Consider the following 4,424-nt stretch of genomic DNA (forward strand, 5'->3'; position numbering starts at 1 on the left):
TCCATGTGGATCGGGCAACGTCGTGATGGTAGTCTTCGTCATGTGGCATATCCTTTTCTCAAATGAGAATTGCGGCGCGTCAACAACGCCATGATATGCCGCCCCTCAGGGGCTATCACCAACTTTCAGCTATATCTCACATTCGGGTCGTGTTGAGCGTTATGGGTAAACTCATTGACCAGGAATTCATTCGGGCGAACAGTATCAGCAGCCGCGGCAGGCGCATCATTGGCTCCATGCACAACAACAGAAACGGTTGCGGTGCTCTCCCCGCCATTGCCGTCCTCGACCGTATAGGTGAAGGTATCCGTCAAGGTCTGACCGACGGCCAGAGCCTGAACAGCATCTGAGCCGGTGGGATCATAGCGGATGGTCCCGTTGGTGTTCAGCGTCAGCGCGGCCCCATGCGCACTCGTGGCAGAAACAGCCGTCACCGTGAGTGCATCCCCGTCGACATCGCTGTCGTTGGAAAGAAGGAAGGCTGTCCCGATCTGGGTCACAACATCTTCGGTGACCGGAGTGGGGTTTTGAGCAACATCATCAGCCGCGACAGGTGCATCATCGACAGGTGTGATCTCAAGGGCAAAGGTGCCGCTTTCTGAAAGGGACCCATCGCTGGCCATCACCGTGACACTCAACATGCCATGGAAGTCCTGCGGCGGTGTGCCCGAAAAGCTCCCCGAAGCCGCATCAAACACCAGCCAGTCCGGAAGGGCCGCACCATCCGTAAGCGTCGCGCTTAAGGTCAGCGCATCGCCATCCACATCCGTGAACGCATTCGCGGGTAGTGCAAAGCTCACGGTCTCATCTTCTGCTGAAGAGCAATCAGACAATGCAAGTGCCAAAACAGGTGCGTCGTTGGTTCCGTGCACAACGATTGAAACGGTTGCGGTGCTTTCACCGCCATTGACCGTGTAGGTGAATGTATCCGTCAGGGTTTGGCCGTCGGCCAGGGCCTGAACAGCATCTGCGCCGGTGGGATCATAGCGGACCGTACTGATCGTGCCGTTGGTGTTCAGCGTCAGGGCGGCCCCATGCGCACTCGTGGCCGAAACCGCTGTCACCGTCAGCGCATCTCCCTCGACATCGCTGTCATTGCCAAGAAGCGTGCCGGTATCAATCAGGATGACGACATCTTCTGTAATGATGGTCCCGTTTTGCGTCACGTCATCATCGGCCGCAACAGGCGCATCGTTGACAGGGGTAATATCAAGCGCGAAGGCACTGCTTGCTGAAAGCGAGCCATCGCTGGCCGTCACAGTGACACTCAATATGCCGTTGAAGTTCTGGGGCGGTATGCCCCAGAAACTCCCTGTAATCGCATCAAACAGCAGCCAGCCCGGCAGGGCCGTACCCCCAACCAGCGTCGCACTCAAAGTCAGCGCATCGCCATCCACATCCGTGAACGCATTGGCTGGCAGGGCAAAATTCACGGCCTCATCTTCTGCTGAAGACTGATCAGGCAATGCAAGGGCCACAACAGGCGCATCGTTGGTTCCGTGCACAACGATCGAAACGTTTGCGGTGCTCTCCCCGCCCTTGCCGTCCTCGACGGTATAGGTGAACGTATCCGTCAGGGTCTGGCCATCTGCCAGGGCCTGGACAGCGTTTGCGCCGGTTGGATCGTAGCTGATCGTCCCGTCAGTGTTCAGCGTCAGGATGGCATCATGCGCACTCAGTGCAGACACCGCTGTCACCGTCAGCGCATCCCCCTCAACATCGCTGTCATTGGCGAGAAGCGAGGCGGTCTCAATCAGGGTGACACCATCTTCGGTGATCGGAGTGGAGCTCTGTGCCACATCATCAGCCGCCACAGGTGCATCATTGGTTCCATAAACCACGATTGAAACACTTGCGGTGCTCTCCCCGCCCTTACCGTCCTCAACCGTATAGGTGAATGTATCCGTCAGGGCCTGGCCATTTGCCAGGGCCTGAACAGCGTCTGCGCCGGTTGGATCATAGCTGATCGTTCCGTTGGCGTTCAGCGTCAGGGCGGCCCCATGTGCACTTGTCGCAGAAACCGCTGTCATCACCAGCGCATCCCCCTCGGCATCGCTGTCGTTGGCGAGAAGCATGGCTGCATCAATCAGTGCGACAGCATCTTCTGTGACCGGAGTGGCAGTTTGAGCAACATCGTCAGCTGCGGCAGGTGCATCGTTGGTTCCGCGCACAACGACGAACACGGTTGCAGTGTTCTCCCCGCCATTGCCGTCCTCGACCGTATAGGTGAATGTGTCAATGAGTGTCTGGCCCTCTGCCAGGGCCTGGACAGCATCTGCGCCGGTTGGATCGAAACTGATGGTCCCGTCGGTGTTCAGCGTCAGCGCGGCCCCATGTGTACTCGTGGCAGAAACCGCTGTCACCGACAGCGCATCTCCGTCGATATCGCTGTCGTTGGCAAGAAGGGTGGCGGTATCAATCGAAATGACGACATCTTCTGTAATCGGAGCAGGAATTTGGATAACAAAATCATCAGCCGCGGCAGGTGCATCGTTGACAGGTGTAGTCTCAAGCGCAAAGGTGCCGCTTGCTGAAAGGGACCCGTCGCTGGCCGTCACCGTGACAGCCAAATGGCCATTGAAGTCCTGGGGTGGTGTGCCCGAGAAACTCCTTGAAGCCGCATCAAACACCAGCCAGCCCGGGAGTGCCGCACCATTAAGAAGCGTTGCACTCAAGGTCAGCACATCGCCATCCACATCCGTGAATGCGTTCGGCGGCAGCGCAAAGCTCACGGCCTCATCTTCCGCTGAAGACTGATTGGGTAATGCAAGTGCCAGAACAGGCGCAACGTTGGTTCCGTGCACAACAACAGAAACGGTTGCGGTGTTCTCCCCGCCATTGCCGTCATCGACCGTATAGGTGAATGTATCCTTCAGTGTCTGGCCCTCTGCCAGGGCCCGAACGTCATCTACGCCGGTTGGATCATAGCTGATGGTCCCGTTGGTGTTCAGCGTCAGGGCAGCACCATGCGTGCTCGTCGCAGAAACAGCTGTCACCGTCAGCGCATCCCCGTCGATATCGCTGTCATTGGCAAGAAGGGTGGCTGTCCCAATCAAGGTGACAACATCTTCTGTGATCGGAGTGGGACTTTGAACAACATCATCAGTCGCGACAGGGGCATCGTTGACAGGGGTAATCTCAAGCGCAAAGGTGCCGCTTTCTGAAAGAGACCCGTCACTGGCTGTGACCGTAACACTCAATGTGCCATTGAAGTCCTGCGGCGGTGTGCCTGAGAAGCTCCCCGCAACCGCATCAAACACCAGCCAGTCCGGCAGGGCTGCACCATCCATCAGCGTCGCACTCAAGGTCAGTGCATCACCATCCACGTCCGTGAATGCATCGGCTGGCAGCGCAAAGCTCACAGCTGCATCTTCTGCGGAAGAGTGATCAGGTAATGGAATGGACACAACAGGCGCATCATTGGTGCCGTGCACAATGATTGAAACACTTGCGGTGCTCTGCCCGCCATTGCCGTCATCGACGGTATAGGTGAATGTATCCGTCAGGGTCTGACCCACTGCCAGGGCCTGGACAGCATCTGCGCTGGTGGGATCATAGCTGATCGTCCCATCGGTGTTCAGTGTTAGCGCGGCCCCATGCGCACTCATGGCAGATACAGCCGTCACCGTGAGTGCATCCCCATCGACATCGCTGTCGTTGGCCAAGAGGGTGGCGGCATCAATCAAGGTGACAACATCTTCTGTGATCGGAGTGGAACTTTGGGCCACATCATCAGCCGCCACAGGTGCGTCGTTGACAGGGGTAATCTCAAGTGCAAAGGCATCGCCATGTGAAAGAGACCCGTCACTGGCCCTCACCCAGACATTCAACATTCCATTGAAGTCCTCGGGCGGTGTACCCGAGAAACGCCCCGCAACCGCATCAAACACCAACCAGTCCGGGAGTGCCTCACCCCCAACCAGCGTCGCACTCAAGGTCAGTGCATCGCCCTCTACATCCGTGAATGCATTGGTTGGCAGTGTAAAGCTCACAGCTTCATCTTCCGCTGAAGACTGATTGGGTAGTGCAAGTGCCAGAACAGGTGCATCGTTGGTTCCGTGCACAATGACTGAAACGGTTGCGGTGCTCTCCCCGCCATTGCCGTCATTGATGGTGTAGGTGAAGGTATCCGTCAGGGTCTGGCCCTCTGTCAGAGCCTGAACAGCGTCTGCGCCGGTTGGATCATAGCTGATCGTCCCATCGGTGTTTAGCACCAGGGTCGCGCCATGCGTACTGGTGGCAGACACAGCTGTCATCGTCAGCGCATCCCCGTCGGCATCGCTGTCATTGCCAAGAAGTGTGGCGGTATCAATCGAGGTGACGACATCTTCTGTGATCGGATTGGGGTTTTGAGCAACGCCATTCGCATCAAAAACGCGGGCCTGGATGGCGGCACCCGAGTCATCGCCTTGCTGCCCGTCGCC

At 57.5% G+C, this 4,424-nt stretch carries 1 protein-coding gene; it reads right to left on the minus strand.

Annotated elements, in window-relative coordinates; all coding sequences use genetic code 11:
• Positions 1-125: 125 nt before the first annotated feature.
• The coding region (locus ACFWW2_RS01500; RefSeq protein ID WP_393925593.1) for a tandem-95 repeat protein at positions 126-4,424 on the minus strand (4,299 nt) is incomplete at its 5' end.

It is taken from the genome of Yoonia sp. R2-816 (genome assembly GCF_046762905.1).
GTDB lineage: Bacteria > Pseudomonadota > Alphaproteobacteria > Rhodobacterales > Rhodobacteraceae > Yoonia.